This is a genomic window from Streptomyces sp. NPDC126499 (assembly GCF_040302485.1).
Classification (GTDB): domain Bacteria; phylum Actinomycetota; class Actinomycetes; order Streptomycetales; family Streptomycetaceae; genus Streptomyces.
On sequence record NZ_JBEOUO010000009.1, the window covers coordinates 241,918 to 263,158 of the forward strand.

Here is a 21,241-nt window from a genome sequence, read left to right on the forward strand (position 1 = left end):
CCCGTAAGGGTGGTCCGACCGGCCCAATGGTGACGCGGTGTTACGGCCTGGCGGCCGGCGGGACGTCAGTCGCGGGCGGGCTCCACGGCCTCGGCGCTGGTCTCGAAGCGGCCGTCGAGGCGCGAGACGAGGCCGGTGACCTGGCGCGCGATGTCCGGTGCGGTGAGGCCGATCTCGGCCAGGACCTCGGCGCGGGAGGCGTGGTCGAGGAAGCGCGGCGGGATGCCGAAGTCACGCAGCGGCACGTCCACGCCGGCGTCGCGCAGCGCCTGGGCGACGGCGGAGCCGACGCCGCCGACGCGGCTGTTGTCCTCGACGGTGACGACCACCCGGTGGCGGTCGGCGAGCGGGGCGAGGGCCTCGTCGACCGGCTTGACCCAGCGGGGGTCGACGACGGTGGTGGAGATGCCCTGCTTGTCGAGGAGGTCGGCGATCTCCAGGCACATGGGCGCGAGGGCGCCCACGGAGACCAGGAGCACGTCGGGCGTGTCGGTGCCGGCCTCGCGCAGCACGTCCATGCCGCCGACCCGGCCCACGGCCGGGACGGCCGGGCCGACCGCGCCCTTGGAGAAGCGGACGACGGTGGGGGCGTCGGTGACCTCGACGGCCTCGCGCAGCTGGGCGCGGACCTGGTCGGCGTCGCGCGGGGCGGCGAGCCGCAGACCGGGCACGACCTGGAGGATCGACATGTCCCACATGCCGTTGTGGGAGGCGCCGTCGGTGCCGGTGACACCGGCCCGGTCCAGGACGAAGGTGACACCGCACTTGTGCAGGGCCACGTCCATGAGGACCTGGTCGAAGGCGCGGTTGAGGAAGGTCGCGTAGACGGCGAAGACCGGGTGGAGGCCGCCGGTGGCGAGACCGGCGGCGGAGACCGCGCCGTGCTGCTCGGCGATGCCGACGTCGAACACGCGCTCGGGGAAGACCTTGGCGAACTTGTCGAGGCCGACCGGCTGGAGCATGGCGGCGGTGATCGCGACGATGTCCTCGCGCTCCTTGCCGAGCGCGACCATCTCGTCGGCGAAGACGCCGGTCCAGTCGGCGCCGGAGGAGGAGATCGGCAGTCCCGTGTCGGGGTGGATCTTGCCGACGGCGTGGAAGCGGTCGGCCTCGTCGGCGAGGGCGGGCTCGTAGCCGCGGCCCTTCTGCGTGATGCAGTGGACGATGACGGGGCCGCCGAAGCGCTTGGCGCGGGTGAGCGCGGACTCCAGGGCCTCGATGTCGTGGCCGTCGATCGGGCCGACGTACTTCAGGCCGAGGTCCTCGAACATGCCCTGCGGGGCGATGAAGTCCTTCAGGCCCTTCTTGGCGCCGTGCAGCGTCTCGTAGAGCGGCTTCCCGACGACGGGCGTGCGCTCCAGGATGTCCTTGCCGCGGGCGAGGAAGCGCTCGTAGCCGTCGGTGGTGCGCAGGGTCGCCAGGTGGTTGGCGAGGCCGCCGATCGTCGGGGCGTAGGAGCGCTCGTTGTCGTTGACGACGATGACGAGCGGGCGGTCCTTCGCCGCGGCGATGTTGTTGAGCGCCTCCCAGGCCATGCCGCCGGTGAGGGCCCCGTCGCCGATGACGGCGACGACGTGGTCGTCCTTGCGGAGGATCTCGTTGGCCTTGGCCAGGCCGTCGGCCCAGCCGAGGACGGTCGAGGCGTGCGAGTTCTCGATGACGTCGTGCTCGGACTCGGCCTGCGAGGGGTAGCCGGACAGGCCGCCCTTCATCTTGAGGCGGGAGAAGTCCTGACGGCCGGTGAGCAGCTTGTGCACATAGCTCTGGTGGCCGGTGTCCCACAGGACCTTGTCCCTGGGCGAGTCGAAGACGCGGTGCAGGGCGATGGTCAGCTCGACCACGCCGAGGTTGGGACCGAGGTGCCCGCCGGTCTTGGAGACGGCGTCCACGAGGAACGACCTGATCTCTTCGGCCAGCTGGTCCAGCTGTTCCGAGGAGAGCCGGTCCAGATCTCGCGGTCCCCTGATACGGGTCAGCAATGCCACCCGTGCCTCCTTGCGTTTGAACTGGTCGAGCTTGCCGATTTGTCGAGTCTAATGTTCCGTCTTGGATGGTGGGCATCGGGCCGGGGTGGCGGGCCACTCCGATGGCCGACACGTCGTTGGTCCGTCTGCCCCGTCCACTGCTCCGGACGCGCGTCGGCCCGGCGCCGGTTTCCCGGCGCCGGGCGGACGGGGGCGTGATGTGCGTTACGCCCGCTTACGGGAGCGTCATGCGCGGCCCGCGGTCTTCTGCGTACGGCGGGAGACCGAGTCGATCACGACGGCGGCGAGCAGCACCGCACCGGTGATCATGTTCTGGATCGCGTTGGACATGCCGATCATGTTCAGGCCCTGCTGGATCGACTGGATCACGATCATGCCCAGGAGCGCGGACCAGACCTTGCCGCGGCCGCCGAAGAGGCTGGTGCCGCCGATCACCGCGGCGGCGATGACCAGCATCAGCGTGTTGCCGCCGCCGAGGCTCTTGGTGGCGCCGCCGGAGAGGCTCGCGATGAACAGGCCGCCGAAGGCGGCGAGGGTGCCGGAGACCGCGAAGACCGCGATCCTGACCCCGTCGACGTTGATGCCGGCGCGGCGGGCCGCCTCGGCGTTGCCGCCGACCGCGAAGACCTTGCGGCCGAAGAGGGTGCGGCGGGCGACGAAGTCGGCGATCACGAGGACGGCCAGGAAGAGCACCAGGGCGAGCGGCAGGCCGCGGGCGCCGGCGGGCTCGTTCATGACGTACGCCACGGCGAAGACCAGGATCGCGACGACGACGGTGCGCAGCGCGATCTCGGAGACCGGGCGGGCCGGGAGCAGCGCGGCCTTGCGGCGGCTGCTGTCGCGCAGCAGCGAGATGAGGTAGACGGCGACCGCGACGAGCGCGAGGCCGTAGGCGGCGATCTTGTCGGCGAAGAAGTAGTTGGTGAGGTTCTCCACCACGCTGCCGGACGGCGTGTTGATGGAGCCCTCGCCGCCCATCAGCCACTCCTGGAGGCCCATCCAGCCGAGGAAGCCGGCGAGGGTGACCACGAAGGCGGGGACGCCGATCTTGGCGAAGAAGAAGCCGTGCAGCGCGCCGATGACGGTGCCGGTGAGCACCGCGAGCACGATGGCCAGCCACTCGTTCGTCCCGTTGCTCACCTGGAGGCCGGCCCAGACGGCGGCGCCGACGCCGGCGACGGAGCCCATGGAGAGGTCGATCTCGCCGAGGACGAGCACGAAGACGATGCCGACGGCCATGATGCCGAGGCCGGAGGCGTAGACGGCGACGTTGGCGACCGAGCTCGCGGACAGGAAGTTGCCGTTCTGGAGCTGGAAGACGACGGCGATGACGATCAGGCCGAGGATCACGGGCAGGGAGCCGAGCTCGCCGCCGCGGATCTTGCGGGTGAACTCGGTCCAGTAGCCCTTGAGGCCCTCCTCGCGGACGAGCAGGCGGGGGTCGACGGCCGGTACGGGGGCCGCGGACCGCTCGACGGCTTCGCCCTGGGCGGTGCCGTCCTGGGCGTCCTGGGGGGTGCCGTCCTGGGGGGTGGTCTTGGCGAGGTCGCTCACTTGGCGTCCTCCTTCGCGGCCGCGGCCGTACGGGCCTGCCTGCGGGTCACGGCGTTGTCCGTGGCACCGGTGATGGCGGCGATGATCTCTTCGTGGGTGGTCTCGGCGACCTTGAAGTCGCCGTTGTTGCGGCCGAGGCGCAGCACCGCGACGCGGTCGGCGACGGCGCGGACGTCGGCCATGTTGTGGCTGATGAGGATGACGCCGTGGCCGCGCTCGCGCAGCCGCTCCACGAGGTCGAGCACCTGTGCGGTCTGCTCGACGCCGAGGGCGGCGGTGGGCTCGTCCAGGATGACGATCTTCGGGTCGCCGATCAGGGCGCGGGCGATGGCCACGACCTGGCGCTGGCCGCCGGAGAGGGCGGCGACGGGGATGCGGACGGACGGGATCCGGATGGACAGGGTGTCCAGCAGCTCCCGGGCGCGCTTCTCCATGGCGATCTCGTCCAGGACGGTGCCGGAGCTGAGCTCGCTGCCGAGGAAGAGGTTGGCGACGACGTCGAGGTTGTCGCAGAGCGCCAGGTCCTGGTAGACGGTCGCGACCCCGAGGTTCTGGGAGTCGTGGGGCTTGGTGATCTGGACGGGACGGCCGTCCCATTCGATGGTGCCCTCGTCGATCGGGTGGACGCCCGAGATCGTCTTGACGAGGGTCGACTTGCCGGCGCCGTTGTCGCCCACCAGGGCGACGACCTCTCCGGCGTGGATCTCCAGATCGACATCGGTGAGCACCTGGACGGCGCCGAACCGCTTGGAGACCCCGCGCAACGCCAGCACGGGCGTAGCGGACACGTGAATCATCTCCTTCGCCGCCTGACCGGCGGGGATGTGGTGCGAGAAGTACTGCGAGGTACGGGGAGGGGAGTCCGGCGCCCCGCCCCCGCTCGCGGGGCGTGGACGGGGCGGGGTACGCCGGACCGGTCCGTGGAGCGGGGCGGGCTACTTGATGCCCGCCGCCTCGCAGGCCGCCTTGTACTCGGCGGTGCAGATGTCGGCCGCCTTGTAGACGTTGTCGGCGATGATCGTGGAGGCGATGTTCTCCTTGGTCACGATCTGCGCGTCGTAGAGCTTGGCCGGGATGTCCTTGAACTCGCCGGTCAGGCTGGTGACCTTGGTGCTGACCAGGTCGTCGATCTTCTCGCCCTTGAGGAGGCGCACCGCGATCTCGGCGGTGGTCTCGGCCTCCGGCTTGATCTGCTTGTAGATGGTGAAGGCCTGGTCGCCCTTCAGGATGCGCTGCAGGCCCGCGAGTTCGGCGTCCTGGCCGCCGACGGGGACCTTGACGCCCTGCTTGTTGAGGGCGGTGATGATGCCGCCGGCCATGCCGTCGTTGGCGGAGTAGACGCCCTGGAAGCCGTCCTTGCCCAGGGAGTCGATGGCGGCGCCCATCTTCTTGTTGGCCTCGTCGGGGGACCAGTCCGGGATGTCCTGCTCGTAGACGACCTTCTTGACGCCGGTGTCGAGGACGCTGTGGGCGCCCTTCTTGAACAGCGGGGCGTTGGGGTCGGTCGGCGAGCCGTTGATCATGACAACGTTGGCGTCCTTGGCCTTGGCGCCGAGCGCCTTCACCAGGGCCTCGCCCTGGAGGCGGCCGATCTTCTCGTTGTCGTAGGAGACGTAGGCGGAGATCGGGCCCTCGGCCAGCCGGTCGTACGCGACGACCTTGACGCCCTTCTTCTCGGCCTGCTGCACCCAGGACTTGGTGGCCTTGTAGTCGACCGAGTCCAGGATGATCACCTTGACGCCCTGCGTGACGAGCGCGTCGAACTGCTTCTTCTGCGTCTCGGTGTCCTGCGCGGCGTTGTTGTACTTGACCTCGCAGTCCGAGCAGAGGGCCTTGATCTTCGCCTCGATGATGGGGCGGTCGAAGGTCTCGTAGCGGGTCGTCTTGTTCTCCGGCAGCAGCAGGCCGATGGTCTTGCCGTCACCACCCGCATCGCCGGAGCCGTTGTCGCCGGCCTTGCCACAGGCGGCGAGGGAGAGGGCCATGGAAACCGCGGCCGTGCCTATGACGACGCGACGCGTCACTGCGTTCATGTGGGGTTGCCTCCCTGACGAGGCCGCGACGTTGCGGCCGAGGTGGCTGGAAGTCAACTCGGCCGCAGGGTCGACGTCAAGGAGTAAATCCTTAACGAGATGACAACGGTGCCATCCGTTATCTAAGTGAAGGCAGGAGTCCTCGTCCCGGCGGTGCTCGCGAGGGCATTGCCGGACCCGTGCAACAGGGAGGAATCCCCCATCTCGCTGAGGACGAGGGCGAGGGCGCCCAGGACCTCCGCACGGCCGCCCAGGGCCCCGGGGGCCAGGGACAGCTGCCGGGCGGCGCTGGGGATGGCGTACCGCGACACGGAGTCCCTGATGGGGGCCAGGACCAGCTCCCCCGCCTCGGCGAGGTCGCCGCCGAGGACCACCCGGCTCGGGTTCAGAAGGTTGCAGAGGTTGGCGACGCCGCTGCCGATGTGGCGGCCCACGTCGGCGACCACCCGGCGGCAGCCCGGGTCGCCCTCCCGGGCCAGCTGGACGACCCGCTCCATGGTCAGGTCCGGGCCGTGGCTGGACTGGAGCAGCGGGAGCACGTAGCGGGCGGCGGTGAAGGTCTCCAGGCAGCCCCGGTTGCCGCAGCGGCAGACCGGTCCGGACTCGTCGAGCGTGATGTGGCCGATCTCGCCGGCCGTACCGCCCGGGCCCCGGTAGACCCGGCCGTCGATCACGAGGCCGGCGCCGACACCGCTGGCGACCTTGATGTACGCGAGGTCCTTCACGCCCCGGCCGCTGCCCCAGACCAGCTCGCCGAGGGCCCCGAGGTTGGCGTCGTTGTCGACGTGCACGGGGACGCCGAGCCGGCCCGAGAGCTCGTCGGCGGGGTTGATCCCGCTCCAGCCCGGCAGGATCGACGTGGAGCCCAGGGTGCCCGAGGAGACGTCGATCGGGCCCGGCACGCCGAGGCCGACCCCGACCACCTTGTCCCGGCCGATGCCGGTGGCCGCGATCAGACGGCTGACCAGCTGTTCCGCCCGGTCGAAGCCCTCGGCGGCCGAGGCGTCCACGTCCAGCGGCTCGGCCTCCTCGGCGAGCACCTGGTGGGCCAGGTTGCCCACCGCGACCCGCAGGTGCGTATGGCCGAAGTCGACGCCGATCACGATGCCGGCGTCCCCGCTGAGCGAGACGCTGCGGGCCCGGCGGCCCCCCGCCGAGGTCGGCGTGACCTCGACGGTGCCGCCGTCCTTCAGCTCCCGCACGATGTTGGAGACCGTGGCGGCGGACAGGCCCGTCGCACGGGCGATCTCCGCCTGGGTGAGCGATCCGGCCATCCGTACCGCCCGGACGACCCGCTCCAGATTGGCCCGGTGCAGCGAGGACTGCGACCCCGGAGTCTCCATTGACTCTCTCCACCCTACGACGTGTACAAGTTATGAACTCCAAGCTCCTTCGTGGGGCTTGTCGTCGTCAAGTCCTCGACGGTAGTGGAATCCGGAACGAAAAGGTCCGGCCCCGGGAGCGTGGCGCTCCCGGGGCCGGACAGTGCGGCGCCCTCGTTACTTCAGCGTGGCCGAAGTGAGACCTGCCTGGACCTGCCGCTGGAAGGACAGGTAGACCACCAGCATCGGGATCATGGCGATGGTCACGCCGGCGAAGAGCACCGGCAGGTCCGTCGCGTACCCCTGCTGCTGTTCGAGCTGGATCAGGCCCTGGGTCAGCACGTACCGCTCGGGGTCGTCGCCGCTCTGCGGCTGCATGAGCACGGTCGGCAGGATGAACTGGTTCCACTGCCCCAGCGTGTTGAAGATGCCGACGCTGAGCAGGCCCGGCTTGGCCATCGGCAGCATCACCTGGAAGAAGGCCCGGGTGTGCGAGGCGCCGTCCAGGATCGCGGCCTCGAAGACCGCCGTCGGCAGCGTCCTGAAGAAGGAGTGCATGAAGAAGACGGTGAACGGCATCGAGTAGGCGACGTACACCAGGATCAGGCCCTGGTAGGTGTTGAGCATCCCGAGCATCTTCACCATGAAGAAGAGCGGGACGAGGGCGAGGAAGACCGGGAACATCGCGCCGGCGACGAAGAAGTAGTAAAGGAGCCGGTTGCCCCAGAACTCGTAGCGCGCGAGCACGTACGCGGCCATGGAGCCGAAGAGCATGGTCAGCGGCACCGAGAACACCAGGACGATCACGGTGTTCACGAAGTAGTCGCCGATGCCCTTCTCCCAGGCGCGGGCGAAGACGTCGAGGGACCAGTTCGACGGCCAGCCGAAGGCCGACCCGGCGATCTGGGAGTCGGTCTTGAAGGCGCTGAGCACCAGCCACAGCAGCGGCAGCACGATCAGCAGGGCCCACACGGCGAGGAAGCCGTGCGAGAAGACGTTCAGGACCATGCCCTCGCGAGCCGGACCGGGGGCCGGGGTGCGGCCCTTGCGGACCGCCCGCTGCCTGGGCACGGAGCCCTCGCCGGCGGCGGCCGGGCTCGCGTCGGACTTCTGGATGGGTGCAGTCATCGTTACGTTCTCCCGCTCAGAACTCGAGGCGCTCGCGGCGGGTGGCGCGCAGCGTGACCACGGACACGATCAGGGTGAGGAGCAGCATGACCACGCCCATGGCGCAGGCGTAGCCGCTCCTGCCGAAGTAGAGGAAGTTGCGCATCATGACCGTCGACATGACCTCGCTGTGGTGGTCGGGGCCACCGCCGTAGTCGCCGGAGGTCATGGTGGACACCAGGACGAACATGTCCATGGCCACGATGCCGAGGTACACCCAGGCGGTCTGTACGGAGTCCCACAGCAGCGGCAGGGTGATGCGGAAGAAGGACTGGGCGCGGCCGGCGCCGTCGATCAGCGCGGCCTCGTAGATGTCCCGGGGGACGGACTGCATGGCAGCGGAGAAGAGCACCAGGTAGAAGCCGACGCCGTGCCAGACGACGACCGCCATGAGGGCCCACAGGACGAAGTCGGGCTCGTTGAGCCACTCGATGGGCCTCTCGGCCTCGATGAGGCCGAGCTTCAGCAGGAGGCCGTTGAGCATGCCGCCGGTGTCGCTGCGGTACACGGCGCCGAAGAGGACGGCGAGGATCGCGAGGGAGAGCACCTGCGGGAAGAAGTAGACGACCTTGTAGAACTTGGAGCCGGCGACGCCGGAGACACCGCCGGCCCGGCCGCCGCCGCCCGCGTTCACCATGAAGGCGAGGAAGAGGGCGAGCAGAATGGTGATCACCGGGATGAACACCAGGAACAGGATGTTGTGCCAGACCGCTCCGAGGAAGACGTCGTCCTCCAGGAGCGCGACGTAATTGTCGAGACCGACGAAGGAGAAGGTCTGCGACTGTCCCTTCCAGTCGGTCAGCGAGTAGCCGAACGTCTGGATGTACGGCCAGACGACGAAGACCAGATAGAGGGCCACGGGTATGAAGAGGAATCCCGTGACGAACGTGTACTGCCCTTTGCGCATGGCGTTCCTGTCCCTGATGTTCCCGGCGGCGGTGTTCCCGGCGTGAGGCGCGGGATCGGTCCGCGAATCAGTCGCGGCGGTTCTTCTTGGACGCCGGGTCCTTGGCGGCCTTGTCGACGGCGGCCTGGGCCCGCTTCAGCCATTCCGCGGGCTGGATGCGCTTGGCCATCAGCTCGTTGGAGGCGTTCTGGAGCTCGGTGTCCATCTCGCTGTACCACTCGGTGTACAGATAGCGGAACGTGTTCGGGCCGGCCTTCTTGGACGCCTCGACGGTGGACTGGGTGCCGGGGCGCAGCTTCACGCTCGGGTCCACGCCGTCGGCGAGGATGGTGAGGGAGTTGGCCTCCTTGGCGAAGAGCGTCGACCACTCCTTGGAGAGCATCATCCGCATGAACTCCTTGGCCTCGGCGAGGTTCTTGGCCTTGGAGGGGATGATGAAGGGCTCGCCGGAGCCGGCGCGGATCGCCTCGTACGGCATCTTGCTGCCGGGCAGCAGCGGCATCGGCATGAACCTCATGTCGAAGTCGGCCGGGGTCTGCTTGATCTGCTCGTTCTCCAGCCAGGAGCCGCAGGTGATGAAGGCGGCCTTGTACTGGTTCCAGCGGGTCTGGGACTCGGTGTGCTCCAGGCCGTTGGTGCCGGGCATGAGGTAGCCCTTCTCGACCACCTCGTAGATCGCCTCGACGGCCTGCTTGGCGGCGTCGGAGCCGACGAAGGCCTTGGGGTCGAGGTTGTCGATCGCCTTCATGGCCTCCAGACCGCCGGTCTTGGCGATCAGGTCCATGATGGCGACGTTGATGTAGTACGGGTACTTGCCCTGGTGGGCGAGGCCGCCGATGCCCTGGGCGGTGGCCTCCTTGCAGATGGCGAGGAACTCGTCCCAGGTCTTCGGCTCCGTCCAGCCCTTCTCCTTGAAGAGCTTGCCGGAGTACCACAGGCCCCACACCGTGTAGATGTAGTTGAGGGCGACGACCTTGCCCTCCTGCAGGCCCGGGTCGAGGGTGCCGGGGATGAGGGTGTCGCGGACCTTCTTGTTCGGGTCGTCGACGGACGGCGCGTCGAGGACCTCGGCGAGGTCGAGCAGCTGGCCGTTCTTGTAGAGAACGTCGATCTTGATCTTCTGGGCGCCGGAGTTGTCGACGATGTCCGGCGGGTTGCCGGCGTTGAAGCGCGGCTGGAGCTTTCCGGTGATCTCCTGGGTGCCGGTGTGGGTGGCGGTGACGCCCCACTTCTTGTTGAAGCTGGCTTCCCACGCCTTGGCGTACTCGTCGCCGTATCCGCCCTTGAAGACGACGACGTCGATCTTGCCGCCCTTGGCCACGCCGAACGGATTGTCCTTGGTCTTCTCGCCCTTGGGCTTGCTGTTGTCCGTGCTGTCGCCTCCGCTGGAGGCGCACGCGGACAGGAAACTCATGGTGGGCACCGAGATCAGACCGAGTGCGGCGGAACGCTTGATCAGATCGCGACGGCCGAGACCGTCGTTCTTCGGGGCGGAGGTGGATCCCATGCTCAAGTCCTCGCCTTCATTCAGGACTCAGGCGGTGTACCGGTCACCCGTTCTTCACTCGCCTCAGGCGAAGGGCCCCGCCACCGCGGTCAATTGCTGGGTCGTGCAGGCGTCGGGCCGTCGTGTGGAGTGATACGACGGGTCGGACGCCGACAGGTATAGTCCACTTCCCTTCGCCGGAGCAAGATCGAAACCAGCTTTCCCGGGCAGTCTTCTCCGAGTTGAGACCTGCGGGATATCCGAGCCGTTTCTGCCCCGTTTCCTCCCTCGATTTCTCGTCAACACCCTTGACAGCGGCAGGTCATTGCCTTCTTCTGGTTTCTCGCGCCATCGGATTGACAACGTTGTCTACAACGAGCGGCAGGAGCGACGACACGGCATGCGGTCCTCTTTCAGAGTGGTCTCGCTGGCGGCCTCGGCGGCCTTGATCCTGAGCCTCACCCCCTCGGTGGCTCAGGCGCTTCCGGGTCAACCGGACACTTCCGGACGGGAGTTCACCACCTCCTTCGAACCGGACGAAACACAGCCGACCTGGCGGAACACCATCGACACCGGCCCCGACGGAGAGAAGCGGGCCTCCGGTGTCGACGGCGGTTACGTCACCGGCATTCCCGGCAATGTCACCGACCGGGTCGTCGCCGTGCGCGCGAGCGCCGAGCACGCGGGCGCCGGAGAGGTGAAGGAGAACCTGGTCGACCTCCAGGCGGGCACCAAGTGGCTCGCCTTCGAGCCCACCGCCTGGCTGGAGTTCGACCTCGACGCCCCGGTAAGACTGGCGACCTACGCGCTGACCTCGGCCAACGACGCCGCCGAGCGCGACCCGCGCGACTGGACCCTCAAGGGCTCGGCCGACGGCAAGCAGTGGACGGTCCTCGACACGCGCGCGGGCGAGACCTTCGCCAAGCGGTTCGAGACGAGGAGCTACGACATCCCGGGCGCGGCGGGCGGTGGCGCGACCGCCTACGCCCACTACCGCCTGGAGATCACGAAGAACGCCGGCGCGGGCCTGACCCAGCTCGCCGACGTTCAGTTCTCGAACGGGGACACCTCCCAGCCCGTCCCCGAGGAGATGCGCAGCCACGTCGACCGGGGCCCCAGCGGCTCCCCCACCGCCAAGGCCGGTGCGGGTTTCACGGGTAAGCGGGCGCTGCGCTACGCCGGCACCCACAAGGGCGAGGGCCGGGCGTACTCGTACAACAAGGTCTTCGACGTCGACACCCGGATCGTGCGGAACACCGAGCTGTCCTACGCGATCTTCCCCTCGATGCCGGCCTCCGAGACGGACCTGAACTACCCGGCGACGAACGTCTCCGTCGACCTGGCCTTCACCGACGGCACCTATCTCAGCGACCTCGGCGCCGTCGACAGCCACGGCGGGCGGCTCAGCCCCCAGGGCCAGGGCGCCGCCAAGCGCCTCTACGTCAACCAGTGGAACCGGGTCACCGCCCGGATCGGCGAGGTGGCGAACGGCAGGACCGTGGACCGGATCCTCGTGGCGTACGACTCCCCCAAGGGTCCGGCGAAGTTCCAGGGCTGGATCGACGATCTCACGATCGCCCCCGAGGCGCCGCGGCAGCCCTACGAGCGGCTCTCCGACTACGCCTCCACGATCCGCGGCACCAACTCCTCCGGTTCCTTCTCGCGCGGCAACACCTTCCCCGCCACCGCCGTCCCGCACGGCTTCAACTTCTGGACGCCGGTGACCAACGCGGCGACACAGAGCTGGATCTACGAGTACGCGCGCGGCAACAACGCCGACAACCTGCCCACCCTGCAGGCGCTGTCGGCGAGCCACCAGCCGAGCCCCTGGATGGGCGACCGGCAGACCTTCCAGGTGATGCCCTCGGCCGCCGCCGGCACCCCGCCGGCCGACCGGGCGGCCCGCGCCCTGCCGTTCCGCCACGAGAACGAGACGGCGAAGCCGCACCACTACGGCGTCACCTTCGAGAACGGCCTCAAGGCCGAGATCGCGCCCGCCGACCACGCGGCCGCGATGCGCTTCACCTATCCCGGGGACGACGCGAGCGTCGTCTTCGACAACGTCAACGACCAGGGCGGCCTCACCCTCGACCCTCAGACCCGTTCCTTCACGGCCTACTCCGACGTGAAGAGCGGGCTGTCCACCGGCGCCGGGCGGATGTTCGTGTACGGCGTCTTCGACGCGCCGGTCACCGCGTCCGGGAAGCCGACGGCCCAGGGCGTGAAGGGACACTTCCGCTTCGACGCGGGCGCGGACCGCACGGTGAACCTGCGGATCGCGACCTCGCTGATCTCCGTCGAGCAGGCGAAGGCCAACCTCGCCGACGAGATCCCCGAGGGGACGGGCTTCGACACCGTGCGGGAGCGGGCGCAGGACGCCTGGGACGAGGTGCTCGGCCGGGTGACGGTCGAGGGCGCGACCCACGACCAGCTCGTCACCCTCTACTCCAGCCTGTACCGGCTCTACCTCTACCCCAACTCCGGCTTCGAGAAGGTCGGCTCGACCTACAAGTACGCCAGTCCCTTCTCCGCCCCGGCCGGGCCGGACACCCCGACCCGTACCGGCGCGAGGATCGTCGAGGGCAGGGCGTACGTCAACAACGGCTTCTGGGACACCTACCGGACCACCTGGCCGGCCTACTCCTTCCTCACCCCGAAGAAGGCGGGCGAGCTGGTCGACGGCTTCGTGCAGCAGTACAAGGACGGCGGCTGGATCTCCCGCTGGTCCTCCCCCGGCTACGCGGACCTGATGACCGGCACCTCCTCGGACGTGGCCTTCGCCGACGCGTACGTCAAGGGCGTCGACTTCGACGCGGAGGCGGCGTACGAGGCGGCACTGAAGAACGCCACCGTCGTCGCGCCGCACCGGGGCGTGGGCCGCAAGGGCATGGACACCTCGCCCTTCACCGGTTACGCCTCGACCGCGACCCACGAGGGCCTGTCCTGGTCGCTCGAGGGCTACCTCAACGACTACGGCATCGCGAGGATGGGGCAGGCGCTCCACGAGAAGACCGGGAAGAAGCGGTACGCGGAGGAGTCGGCGTACTTCCTGGAGCGGGCCCGGAACTACGTCCTGCTCTTCGACGCGAAGGCGGGCGCGGGCTCCGGCTCCGGTGCGAGCGCGGGCTTCTTCCAGGGCCGGGACCCCAAGGGTGCCTGGCGGGTGCCCTCGGAGTCGTACGACCCGCGGATCTGGGGCCACGACTACACGGAGACCAACGGCTGGGGTTACGCCTTCACCGCCCCGCAGGACTCCCGAGGTCTGGCCAACCTGTACGGCGGGCGCGCGGGCCTCGCGCAGAAGCTGGACGCGTACTTCTCGACGCCGGAGACGGCGAGCCCCGACGTCGCCGGCTCGTACGGCAGCGTCATCCACGAGATGACGGAGGCGCGGGACGTGCGGATGGGCATGTACGGGCACTCCAACCAGGTCGCCCACCACGTGCCGTACATGTACGACGCGGCCGGGCAGCCGTGGAAGACGGCCGAGAAGGTGCGTGAGGTGCTGTCGCGGCTCTACACCGGAAGCGAGATCGGGCAGGGCTACCACGGCGACGAGGACAACGGCGAGCAGTCGGCCTGGTTCCTCTTCTCGGCGCTCGGCTTCTATCCGCTGGTGATGGGCAGCGGGGAGTACGCGATCGGCTCGCCGCTCTTCACCAAGGCGACCGTACGGATGGACAACGGCCGCACCCTGGTCGTGGAGGCCCCGCGCAACAGCGCCCGCAACATCTACGTGCAGGGCGTGAAGCTGAACGGGAAGCGCTGGAACTCGACGGCGCTGCCGCACGAGCTGCTCGCGAAGGGCGGCACGCTGAAGTTCGACATGGGGCCGGAGCCGTCGGCCTGGGGCACGGGCGCCGAGGCGGCGCCGGTCTCGATCACCCGGGACGACGAGGTGCCGGCGCCTCGGGCGGACCTGGTGCGGGGCGCGGGTCCGCTGTTCGACGACACGTCGGCGACGGCGGGTCCGGTGGCGGGCGCGCTGGAGCTGCCGACGGCGAAGCCGGGCCGGGCGGTGCAGTACACGCTGACGTCCTCGGCGGACCGGGCGAAGGCGCCGTCCGGCTGGGTGCTCCAGGGCTCGGCGGACGGGCTGACGTGGACGGATCTGGACCGGCGAGAGGGCGAGGGCTTCGCCTGGGACCGGCAGACCCGGGTGTTCTCGGTGGCGAAGCCGGGGACGTACGCGCGGTACCGGCTGGTGCCGTCGGGTGCGGGCGGTGTGGCCGCGGAGCTGGCGGAGGTGGAGCTGCTCGGCTGAGGTTCCGCGGACATGAGTAAGGGCCCGTCTCCATGGAGACGGGCCCTTACTTACTGCCTACTGCCTACTGCTGATCCTCAGCCGCGGATCAGGTTGCGCAGCACGTACTGCATGATGCCGCCGTTGCGGTAGTAGTCCGCCTCGCCGGGGGTGTCGATGCGGACGACCGCGTCGAACTCGACACCGGTGTCGGTGGTGACCTTCACCGTGCTCGGGGTCCGGCCCTCGTTGAGCTCGGTGATGCCGGTGATGGAGAAGGTCTCCTCGCCGGTCAGGCCCAGCGAGTCGGCCGACTGGCCGGCCGGGAACTGCAGCGGCAGGACGCCCATGCCGATGAGGTTCGAGCGGTGGATGCGCTCGTACGACTCGGTGATGACGGCCTTGACGCCGAGGAGCGCGGTGCCCTTGGCCGCCCAGTCGCGGGACGAGCCGGAGCCGTACTCCTTGCCGCCCAGGATGACCAGCGGGGTGCCGGCGGCCTGGTAGTTCTGCGAGGCGTCGTAGATGAAGGAGACCGGGCCGCCCTCCTGCGTGAAGTCGCGGGTGTAGCCGCCCTCGGTGCCCGGCGCGATCTGGTTGCGCAGGCGGATGTTGGCGAAGGTGCCGCGGATCATGACCTCGTGGTTGCCCCGGCGCGAGCCGTAGGAGTTGAAGTCACGACGCTCCACACCGTGCTCGGTGAGGTACTTGCCGGCGGGGGTGTCGGCCTTGATGGCACCGGCCGGGGAGATGTGGTCGGTGGTGACCGAGTCGCCGAGCTTCGCGAGCACGCGGGCGCCCGTGATGTCGGTGACCGGGGTGGTCTCCATCGTCATGCCCTCGAAGTACGGGGGCTTGCGGACGTAGGTGGACTCGGGGTCCCACTCGAAGGTGTTGCCGGTCGGGATCGGCAGCGCCTGCCACTGGGCGTCGCCCGCGAAGACGTCGCTGTAGGACTTGGAGAACATGTCCTCGCCGATGGCGTTGGCGACGACGTCGTTGACCTCGGCCTCCGACGGCCAGATGTCCTTGAGGTACACCGGGTTGCCCTCGGTGTCGGTGCCCAGCGCGTCCTTGGTGATGTCCACCTTCATGGAGCCCGCGATGGCGTACGCGACGACCAGCGGCGGGGAGGCCAGGTAGTTCATCTTGACGTCGGGGTTGATGCGGCCCTCGAAGTTCCGGTTGCCGGAGAGGACCGAGGTGACGGCGAGGTCGTGGTCGTTGACCGCCTTGGAGACCTCCTCCGGCAGCGGGCCGGAGTTGCCGATGCAGGTGGTGCAGCCGTAGCCGACGAGGTTGAAGCCGACCTTGTCGAGGTACGGGGTCAGGCCCGCCTTGTCGAAGTAGTCGGTGACGACCTTCGAGCCCGGGGCGAGGGTGGTCTTGACCCACGGCTTGCGGGTCAGGCCCTTCTCCACGGCCTTCTTCGCGACGAGCGCGGCGGCGACCATGACGTACGGGTTCGAGGTGTTGGTGCAGGAGGTGATCGCGGCGACGGTGACGGCGCCGTGGTCGAGCTCGTAGGTGGTGCCGTCGGGGGCGGTCACCTGGACCGGGTTCGACGGGACGCCGTTGCTGACCGCCGGGGCGTCGGAGGCCGGGAAGGACTCCTGGCCGGCCTCGTCGACCATGTCGACGTAGTTGCGGACGTCCTGCTTGAACTGCTCGGCGGCGTTGGCGAGGACGATGCGGTCCTGCGGGCGCTTCGGGCCGGCGATCGAGGGGACGACGGTGGAGAGGTCGAGCTCCAGCTTCTCGGAGAAGTCGGGCTCGGCGGCCGGGTCGAGCCAGAGGCCCTGCTCCTTGGCGTACGCCTCGACGAGCGCGACCTGCTGCTCGGAGCGGCCGGTCAGCTTGAGGTAGTTCAGGGTCTCGCCGTCGATCGGGAAGATCGCGGCGGTGGAGCCGAACTCCGGCGACATGTTGCCGATGGTGGCGCGGTTGGCGAGGGAGGTGGCGGCGACGCCCTCACCGTAGAACTCGACGAACTTGCCGACGACGCCGTGCTTGCGCAGCATCTCGGTGATCGTGAGGACCAGGTCGGTGGCGGTGGTGCCGGTGGGCAGCTCGCCGGTCAGCTTGAAGCCGACGACGCGCGGGATCAGCATGGAGACCGGCTGGCCGAGCATCGCGGCCTCGGCCTCGATGCCGCCGACGCCCCAGCCGAGCACGCCGAGGCCGTTGACCATGGTGGTGTGCGAGTCGGTGCCGACGAGGGTGTCGGGGTACGCCTGGCCACCCCGGACCATGACCGTGCGGGCCAGGTGCTCGATGTTGACCTGGTGGACGATGCCGGTGCCGGGCGGGACGACCTTGAACTCGTCGAAGGCGGTCTGGCCCCAGCGCAGGAACTGGTAGCGCTCCTTGTTGCGGCCGTACTCCAGCTCGACGTTCTGGCCGAAGGCGTCCGGGGTGCCGAACTTGTCGGCGATGACGGAGTGGTCGATGACCAGCTCGGCCGGGGCGAGCGGGTTGATCTTCGCCGGGTCGCCGCCGAGCTCCTTGACGGCCTCGCGCATGGTGGCGAGGTCGACGACGCAGGGCACGCCGGTGAAGTCCTGCATGATCACGCGCGCGGGCGTGAACTGGATCTCCTGGCTGGGCTGGGCCTGGGAGTCCCAGTTGCCGAGGGCCCGGATGTGGTCGGCGGTGATGTTCGCGCCGTCCTCGGTGCGGAGCAGGTTCTCCAGCAGAACCTTAAGGCTGTAGGGGAGCCGGGCCGAGCCCTCCACCTTGTCCAGGCGGAAGATCTCGTACGACTCGTCGCCCACGCGCAGCGTGCTGCGGGCGTCGAAGCTGTTCGCCGACACGACAGTCTCCTTCATATATGTGCGCGTTCCACCACATCCTGCCGCCACGTACACGTCGTCGATCCGCTAAGGTAAGGCTAAGTTAGGTAACCCTTACCGGGTGGCGGCAGCGGTGCGCCTCGGCAGATATCTCGATGTCGAGATAACTCTAGTACATCACCGGCGGTCGGTCATGCCCGGCAGGCCCCGAGAAACGCCGTCAGGGTCGCGACGAAGCCGGCGGGGTCGTCCAGCCAGGGATAGTGGCCCGCTTCCGGCCGCACATGGAATGTGGCGTCCGCCACGAAGTCCGCGCACGCCGCCACCGCTCGCGGCGGGCTGTTCAGGTCGTACGCCCCGGCGAGCAGCAGCACCGGGGCGGTGAGCCCGGTGAGCGCCGCGCGGGTGGCGTCCGGGGTGAAGGCGCCGTCGGCACCGAAGCGGGCGAGGGCCTCGGGAGGACCGAGGCGCCCCGCGGCGTGGTGGCGCCGGGCGGCCTCGTCCCAGCGGCCGTAACGGAAGGGGGCGACGGCCTCCCAGTCGTTTCCGGTACCCGCGTTGATCGCCTCCAGGGCGGCGAAGGCGGCGGCGAACCACGGCTCGCCCGCACGGAGCCGGGCGAGGCCCAGGCGCTCCTCGGCGGTGATCTCGATCCCGAGGGCGCGCATGCCGGGGGTGACGAGGGCGAGCCGGGACACCCGGTGCGGGTGGCGGGCCGCGTACTGGACGGCGACGTTCGCTCCGGCGGAGTGCCCGAGCAGGTCGATCTGCTCCAGGCCGAGGTGGACGCGGAGGGCCTCGACATCGTCGACGAGCCGGTCGCAGCGGTACGAGGCGGGGTCGGCGGGCACGGCGGAGCGGCCGGTGCCGCGCAGGTCGGGGATCAGGAGCGTGCGGTGGGCGGACAGGCCGCCGAGGTCGCCGAGGTACGCGGAGTCGGCGGGGCCGCCGGGGACACAGAGGAGCGGGGCGCCGGAGCCGGTGGTACGGAGGGCGAGGCGGGTGCCGTCGGGTGCGGACAAGGTGCCGGAGACGGAGTTCATAACCAGGTTGTACAACCAGGTTATGACCTCTGTCGAGCCCTGCCGACGGCGGGGTATAACGGGGTGGTGACAGCCGAGGGTGAGTGGACCGAGGAACAGGTCGGGCGGATGTTCGCGGAGATGAACGAGATCATCGACGCGGGCGAGGAGATGCGCCGTCTGCGCGCCGAGATGATCCGGCTGTTCGTCGGCGCCGGCTGGACCCAGGAGCGGCTCGCCCGGCTCGCCGGGATGAGCCAGCCGGCCGTCTCCAAGCAGGCGGCCAGGGCGAGGACGGAGGGCGCGGCGGGCGGGACGGGCGAGCCGGTGGACCTGTCGCTCGACCAGCTCGACCCGCCCTGGCTCGAAGGCCGGCTGTGGGGCCTGGCCGAAGCGGTCTCGGAGACCCTGGACGACGCCGCCCACTGCTCGCGCCTGGTGCACGCGCTGGCCCGCGGCCGGAAGCGGTTCACGCCGCAGAACGTGGACGCGCTGCGGCGGCTGGTCGAGGAGGACCTGAGGGAGCATCGCGCCGAGGCGCCGTTCGCTGCGTACCGGGAGGCCTACGACCGGATCGCCCGGGGCCTCGACGTGCCGACCGCGACGGACGGGAGCCCGGCGGGATCGCCGGCCAGACGCCGCACGCTCGCCTGCCAGGTCCAGCGGGTCCGACTGCGGGATGCCTGACCCCACGTGCGCCCGTACGCTCCCCGCCCTCCCCTCCCCGTACGGCTGCGGAACGATTGCCGCGAAAGGGAATCGGGCGGACGATCGAGGCATGTTCAGCGGCGCGCATGTCATCCTCTACACCCAGGACGCGGAGGCGGACCGCGCCTTCCTCAAGGACGTGGTCGGCTTCGACCACGTGGACGCGGGACGCGGGTGGCTCATCTTCCGGCTGCCACCGGCCGAGATCGCGGTGCATCCCACCGACGGGGAGCCGAAGAACGAGGTCTATCTGATGTGCGACGACGTCGCCGAGACCCTGAAGCGGCTGGAGGACCGGGGCGCCGAGGTCTCACGCCCCATCAGCGACCAGGGCTGGGGCCTGGTCTGCGCGGTGCGCCTGCCGAGCGGGTCCGAACTGCCGCTCTATGAACCGCGCCACCCGGTCGCCCACAGCCCGTCACCCTGATGGCCCACCCCCTGGCGTAACTCATCTCATATCTGAGATAACGTGACGCCATGGCAGACGACTACCTCGTACGCATCGGCAAGCTCATCCGTGACGCCCGTCAGCACCGTGGCTGGACCCAGACCCAGCTGGCGGACGCGCTCGGCACCAGCCAGAGCGCCGTCAACCGGATCGAACGCGGTAACCAGAACATCAGCCTTGAGATGATCGCCCGGATCGGTGAGGCCCTGGACAGCGAGATCGTCTCTCTGGGTTACGCCGGCCCCATGCATCTGCGGGTGGTCGGCCGCCGGCGCCTCTCCGGCTCCATCGACGTCAAGACGAGCAAGAACGCCTGCGTGGCGCTGCTGTGCGCCTCCCTCCTCAACAAGGGCCGTACGGTGCTGCGCCGGGTCGCCCGCATCGAGGAGGTCTTCCGCCTCCTGGAGGTGCTCAACTCGATCGGCGTGCGCACCCGTTGGATCAACGAGGGCGTCGACCTGGAGATCGTGCCGCCGGCCGAGCTGGACATGGAGGCCATCGACGCCGAGGCGGCCATCCGCACCCGCTCCATCATCATGTTCCTGGGCCCGCTGCTGCACCGCATGGACCGCTTCAGGCTGCCGTACGCCGGTGGCTGCGACCTCGGTACGCGCACGATCGAGCCGCACATGATCGCGCTGCGCCGCTTCGGTCTGGACATCACCGCGACCGAGGGCCTCTACCACGCCCAGGTCGAGTCGTCCGTCGTCCCCGACCGCCCGATCGTCCTGACCGAGCGCGGCGACACGGTGACCGAGAACGCCCTGCTCGCGGCGGCCCGCCACGACGGCGTCACCGTCATCCGCAACGCCTCCTCCAACTACATGGTCCAGGACCTGTGCTTCTTCCTGGAGGCGCTGGGCGTACGGGTCGAGGGCATCGGCACCACGACCCTCACCGTGCACGGCATCCGGGACATCGACGTCGACGTCGACTACTCCCCCTCCGAGGACCCGGTCGAGGCGATGAGCCTGCTCGCCGCGGCCGTCGTCACCGAGTCGGAACTGACGATCCGCCGGGTGCCGATCGAGTTCATGGAGATCGAGCTCGCGGTCCTGGAGGAGATGGGCCTGGACCACGACCGCTCGGCCGAGTACCCGGCGGACAACGGCCGCACCCGCCTGGTCGACCTCACGGTCCGCCCCTCCAAGCTGGAGGCGCCGATCGACAAGATCCACCCGATGCCCTTCCCGGGCCTCAACATCGACAACGTCCCCTTCTTCGCGGCGATCGCGGCCACGGCCCAGGGCAAGACCCTGATCCACGACTGGGTCTACGACAACCGCGCCATCTACCTCACCGACCTCAACCGCCTCGGCGGCCGCCTCCAGCTCCTCGACCCCCACCGCGTCCTGGTCGAGGGCCCCACCCGCTGGCGCGCCGCCGAAATGATGTGCCCCCCGGCCCTGCGCCCGGCCGTGGTCGTCCTGCTGGCCATGATGGCGGCCGAGGGCACGTCGGTGCTGCGGAACGTGTACGTCATCAACCGGGGGTACGAGGACCTGGCGGAGCGGCTGAACTCGGTGGGGGCGCAGATCGAGATCTTCAGGGACATCTAGGAGGAAGCGCAGTCT

Annotated in this window: 14 protein-coding genes; 4 read left to right on the forward strand and 10 right to left on the reverse strand. The window is 69.4% G+C overall.

What is annotated here, in order from left to right; genetic code table 11:
- Positions 1 to 65: 65 nt before the first annotated feature.
- From dxs to ngcE, 8 genes are all read right to left on the reverse strand, one after another.
- Positions 66 to 1,985, reverse strand: coding sequence for a 1-deoxy-D-xylulose-5-phosphate synthase (gene dxs, locus ABTZ91_RS16415; RefSeq protein WP_352077828.1), 1,920 nt, complete (start codon positions 1,983 to 1,985; stop codon positions 66 to 68).
- Between the two features lie 225 nt (positions 1,986 to 2,210).
- Entirely contained in the window at positions 2,211 to 3,539 is a 1,329-nt protein-coding gene (locus tag ABTZ91_RS16420; protein WP_352077829.1) for an ABC transporter permease subunit, read from the reverse strand.
- The gene (locus ABTZ91_RS16425; protein ID WP_352077830.1) at positions 3,536 to 4,336 is read right to left on the reverse strand and encodes an ATP-binding cassette domain-containing protein; all 801 of its coding nucleotides are present in this window, start codon (positions 4,334 to 4,336) and stop codon (positions 3,536 to 3,538) included. Before ABTZ91_RS16425 ends, ABTZ91_RS16420 begins: the two co-directional genes overlap by 4 nt.
- Positions 4,337 to 4,474: 138 nt before the next feature.
- Complete coding sequence (locus ABTZ91_RS16430) at positions 4,475 to 5,572, reverse strand: substrate-binding domain-containing protein (RefSeq protein WP_352077831.1); 1,098 nt, start codon at positions 5,570 to 5,572, stop codon at positions 4,475 to 4,477.
- 122 nt (positions 5,573 to 5,694) lie between these two features.
- Positions 5,695 to 6,915 (reverse strand): ROK family transcriptional regulator, encoded by a 1,221-nt coding sequence (locus ABTZ91_RS16435; RefSeq protein WP_352077832.1) that lies wholly within the window; start codon positions 6,913 to 6,915, stop codon positions 5,695 to 5,697.
- 156 nt (positions 6,916 to 7,071) lie between these two features.
- The gene (locus ABTZ91_RS16440) at positions 7,072 to 8,022 is read right to left on the reverse strand and encodes a carbohydrate ABC transporter permease (RefSeq protein WP_352077833.1); all 951 of its coding nucleotides are present in this window, start codon (positions 8,020 to 8,022) and stop codon (positions 7,072 to 7,074) included.
- Between the two features lie 16 nt (positions 8,023 to 8,038).
- Positions 8,039 to 8,968, reverse strand: coding sequence for a sugar ABC transporter permease (locus ABTZ91_RS16445; protein WP_352077834.1), 930 nt, complete (start codon positions 8,966 to 8,968; stop codon positions 8,039 to 8,041).
- Between the two features lie 67 nt (positions 8,969 to 9,035).
- Complete coding sequence (ngcE, locus tag ABTZ91_RS16450) at positions 9,036 to 10,475, reverse strand: N-acetylglucosamine/diacetylchitobiose ABC transporter substrate-binding protein (protein ID WP_352077835.1); 1,440 nt, start codon at positions 10,473 to 10,475, stop codon at positions 9,036 to 9,038.
- Positions 10,476 to 10,854: 379 nt separating this feature from the next.
- Here ngcE and ABTZ91_RS16455 point away from each other — a divergent pair, with 379 nt between their 5' ends.
- Positions 10,855 to 14,718 carry a GH92 family glycosyl hydrolase gene (locus tag ABTZ91_RS16455; RefSeq protein WP_352077836.1) on the forward strand — a complete coding sequence of 1,288 codons (3,864 nt, stop codon included), beginning with the start codon at positions 10,855 to 10,857 and terminating at the stop codon, positions 14,716 to 14,718.
- Positions 14,719 to 14,795: 77 nt separating this feature from the next.
- Here the strand turns inward: ABTZ91_RS16455 and acnA are convergent, their stop codons facing one another.
- Positions 14,796 to 17,510 (reverse strand): aconitate hydratase AcnA, encoded by a 2,715-nt coding sequence (gene acnA, locus ABTZ91_RS16460; protein WP_352077837.1) that lies wholly within the window; start codon positions 17,508 to 17,510, stop codon positions 14,796 to 14,798.
- A 170-nt stretch (positions 17,511 to 17,680) separates the two neighbouring features.
- Positions 17,681 to 18,532, reverse strand: coding sequence for an alpha/beta hydrolase (locus ABTZ91_RS16465; RefSeq protein WP_352077838.1), 852 nt, complete (start codon positions 18,530 to 18,532; stop codon positions 17,681 to 17,683).
- Between the two features lie 66 nt (positions 18,533 to 18,598).
- On the opposite strand from ABTZ91_RS16465, the gene ABTZ91_RS16470 reads away from it, so the two are divergent.
- The 3 genes from ABTZ91_RS16470 to ABTZ91_RS16480 all read left to right on the forward strand — a co-directional run bounded on the left by ABTZ91_RS16470 (position 18,599) and on the right by ABTZ91_RS16480 (position 21,226).
- Entirely contained in the window at positions 18,599 to 19,198 is a 600-nt protein-coding gene (locus tag ABTZ91_RS16470; RefSeq protein ID WP_352077839.1) for a helix-turn-helix transcriptional regulator, read from the forward strand.
- Positions 19,199 to 19,289: 91 nt separating this feature from the next.
- On the forward strand, positions 19,290 to 19,646 hold the full coding sequence (locus ABTZ91_RS16475; protein ID WP_352077840.1) for a VOC family protein: 357 nt from the start codon (positions 19,290 to 19,292) through the stop codon (positions 19,644 to 19,646).
- A gap of 50 nt (positions 19,647 to 19,696) precedes the next feature.
- A complete protein-coding gene (locus ABTZ91_RS16480; protein WP_352077841.1) occupies positions 19,697 to 21,226 on the forward strand; it encodes a UDP-N-acetylglucosamine 1-carboxyvinyltransferase in 1,530 nt (509 codons plus the stop codon).
- Positions 21,227 to 21,241: the final 15 nt, after the last annotated feature.